This is a genomic window from Cyanobium sp. NIVA-CYA 375 (assembly GCF_056108345.1).
In genome coordinates this window covers 1-2,977 of record NZ_JBSYHW010000145.1, presented here as the reverse complement: position 1 = coordinate 2,977, position 2,977 = coordinate 1, and the positions used below count along the sequence as shown (strand labels likewise).

General features: G+C 61.2%; 3 protein-coding genes and 1 pseudogene. 3 read left to right on the top strand and 1 reads right to left on the bottom strand.

Annotation, left to right across the window (positions count from 1 at the left end; genetic code table 11):
* Positions 1-395 (top strand): hypothetical protein (locus tag AC01FP_RS16815; protein WP_474481816.1); only part of this gene is annotated, 395 nt, incomplete at its 5' end.
* A 262-nt stretch (positions 396-657) separates the two neighbouring features.
* Here AC01FP_RS16815 and AC01FP_RS16810 read toward each other — a convergent pair.
* Positions 658-933: pseudogene (locus tag AC01FP_RS16810) on the bottom strand (integrase core domain-containing protein); the annotation flags it as partial.
* A gap of 312 nt (positions 934-1,245) precedes the next feature.
* On the opposite strand from AC01FP_RS16810, the gene AC01FP_RS16805 reads away from it, so the two are divergent.
* Positions 1,246-2,625, top strand: coding sequence for an integrase catalytic domain-containing protein (locus AC01FP_RS16805; RefSeq protein WP_474481815.1), 1,380 nt, complete (start codon positions 1,246-1,248; stop codon positions 2,623-2,625).
* Between the two features lie 113 nt (positions 2,626-2,738).
* Complete coding sequence (locus AC01FP_RS16800; protein WP_474481813.1) at positions 2,739-2,867, top strand: hypothetical protein; 129 nt, start codon at positions 2,739-2,741, stop codon at positions 2,865-2,867.
* Positions 2,868-2,977 lie beyond the last annotated feature (110 nt).

Genomic DNA, 2,977 nt, shown 5'->3' with positions numbered 1-2,977 from the left:
CCGCTCATGGCGCTACCCTTAATCAAGGCCGCCTGAATGGCAGCCAAGGAGTGACAACTTTCCTGAAAGTCACCGACCCCTCACCTTATCTCAGGCAGTCCCTAGTTAAGCTGGCTCAAAACTATCGACTTCCCAGCGATCTGCAGGGACTTGCGCCCCCCGCTTTTCGCACCCTTAAAGAGGATCCCTTCATCGCTGCACTAGTGGAATACAACGAGCTCATGGCTGCCTGGAAAACCGAGGCCGGTATCCGCGCGGCGGCACTCAAACAGGCGCGGGAAAATACCCAAAAGCTTCTTGCTACTCCCCTTGCAGACGCGGCGCAGATGCGCAGGCTGCGAGTACATGCCCGCAGCTTGTTGGACGCGTGGAAAAACACAACGAAAAAGGTTTGATAAAAATCGCAAATATTTTTATGCCGCTACTTAGGGTCTCTTGAAAACCGAGGTCGCTTGTAGCGCACATTCCTTCAGAGATCAGAACCCGATAAACCGGCCTTAATCAGGGCAATCAACGATTGCTGCGACTGATGAGCACCGCAAAAGTGCCGGAAACTCCATAGCGGCTAGCTCATAATCAAGAGTTTTCATTTGCCGATTGGCGGCATGACGTGACCCCCTTCGTCGGTCCAGGCCTTATGAGAGTGGGTGGGTGTGGTCATGCGGCAACTCCCTGTTGAGCTGCCTCCAGGGGCGTACGCCCCTGGAGGGCCGAGTGCGGCCTGGTTGAGTTGTACTCCCAGCGCCAAAGATTGGCCAGGATTTGCGCCTCCGGAGCAGTGGTGAACAGCTCCGTGTTGAGGAACTCATCCCGGAAGCGGCCGTTGAACGACTCAGCGAATCCGTTCTCCCAGGGGGAGCCTGGTGCGATGTAGGCCGTGCTGGTGGTGGTGCTGGCCTCACACCAGTCCCGTAGGGCCTGGGCGATGAACTCTGTCAAGCGACATTGAAAACCGAGCCCGCATTGCATCTTTAAAACGGTTGACGGCGTAGGTTGTTGCCTTAGCTGAATTGTTGCCGTTATGGCCCGTTCTACAGGGCGGTCCGGACAGAACTGCAAGGGGAGTGCGGCCGGCCCTGATCCGCAGCGCATCAGGGAAGAAAGCCCTTGTGGATGAGCTGGTGGTGATCACCGGCTACCTCCGGAAATCGGTACTGCGGGCCTTCAGCGACTATTTTAGCCGATCGTTATGACGCCTGCGCAGAACCGTATCGGCACCACCGCTGCCGCTATGGCCCGGAGGTGATGGAGGCGCTGGTACCGCTCTGGGAGCCCAGCGATCGGCTCTGTGGCAAGCGCTTGCAGGCGCTGCTGCCGCTGCTGCTGGAGACCCTGGAGCGCCATGGTCACCTGGCACTCGATCCGGAGGTGAGGGAGAAACTGCTCACGATCAGCAGCGCCACAATCGACCGGATGCTGGCTCCTGTTCGTAAGACCAGCCCGGGTAATGGCTGGCGGCGACCACCGAGGGCACGCAGCGCGGTGCAGCGGCGCACGCCGGTGCACACGTTCAATGGCTGGGGCGAGGTGAGCGAGGCTGGCTGGCTGGAGATCGACCTGGTAGCCCACTGCGGCAAGTGGATGGAGGGCCGCTTCCTGTGGACCCTGGTCGCCACCGACATCGCCACCGGCTGGAGCGAATGCCTGCCGCTGCTGAGCCGGGATGGGGCCTCGGTGATGGTGGCCCTGCGAATGCTGGAGGAGCTGCTGCCCTTCCCCCTGAGGGGCATCGATGTGGACAACGACGGGGCATTCCTCAACACGCCGCCGGAGCAGTGGTGCGAAAAACACCAACCCCCCATCGCACTGACCCGCTCGCGGGCCTACCAGAGCAATGACCAGGCGTGGGTGGAGCAGAAGAACGGCATGCTGATCCGCCGCGTGGTCGGCTACCAGCGCCTGGAGGGGCTGGTGGCCGCCGAGCTGCTGGGGGAGCTGTACGGGGCGCTGCGACTGTTCACCAACCTCTACCAGCCCTCGTTCAAGCTCAAGGAGACGATCCGCGATGGCGCCAAGCTCAAGCGGCGTCACCACCCACCGCGCACGCTGCAGCAGCGGCTGTTGGCGCTCGGCAAGTGCAGGGATGCCCAGCGCAAGGCGCTGGAGGAACTGCAGAGCAGCAGCGATCCTGTGGCCCTGCTGGAAACGGTTCGTCGCTGCCAGGCTTCCCTGACTAGCCTCTCCGCCGGGCAGGACCACCAGGAGCAGAGACCGAGGTCAGGAGCGATGGATCCTGAGCAGGCCCGCAAGGAGCAGCGCACGCTCAGCCGGTTTCTGAGGAACCTGCAGCTGTTGTGGCAGGAGAGCCAACCACTGCCCGAACCCAGGCAGAAACGGCGCTACACACCGCGACAGCGGACGCTGTTTCTGGAGCACAGGGAGCAGATCGAACAGTGGCTGGAGAGGGAGGCCGGCATGAACGCCGCCGAGATCCTCAGGCGGCTGATCAGGCTTGCCCCCGGCACTTACCACGAGGGTCAGCTGCGCTCGATGGAGCGTCGCATCAAAGAATGGCGTACAGCCCGAGCAGAGCGGCTGCTGGGGTCGCTGCGATCAGCCGGGAAGGAGTCGGAGACAGAGGAAACGAGCAATCCTGTCGCGACACCAATTGGAGGTAACAATTAATGATGCAAAGCGCTGGACCAGTTTTCGCTGTCGCCTGACACAACCCATGTTGAGACTTTGAATCAGCCCTGCTCTACGCCCCCTTCAACCGCAACCACGACCGCATCGTGGTGATGGACCTGCGCTCCGCCGAGCTCACCAAATACGCCGCCAACACTTTGCTCGCCACCAAGATCGCATTCATGAACGAGCTGGTTAACCTGGCCGACCAGCAGGCTGGCTATGTGCCCGAGTTGCTCTAGGCCGTGGAAGCTGTGAACCAATTTCAGAAGCAACTCCTGCAGCGCCTGATCAGTTAGCACTTCGTTGGTGGTGCCGACTGGCAGGGCGGCGCTTTGTGGTTTGGGGCCTT

Bases quoted from the DNA above. Each gene is read 5' to 3' on its own strand.
- AC01FP_RS16805 (WP_474481815.1), top strand. From the start codon at position 1,246: ATGGAGGCGCTGGTACCGCTCTGGGAGCCCAGCGATCGGCTCTGTGGC.
- AC01FP_RS16800 (WP_474481813.1), top strand. From the start codon at position 2,739: ATGGACCTGCGCTCCGCCGAGCTCACCAAATACGCCGCCAACACTTTG.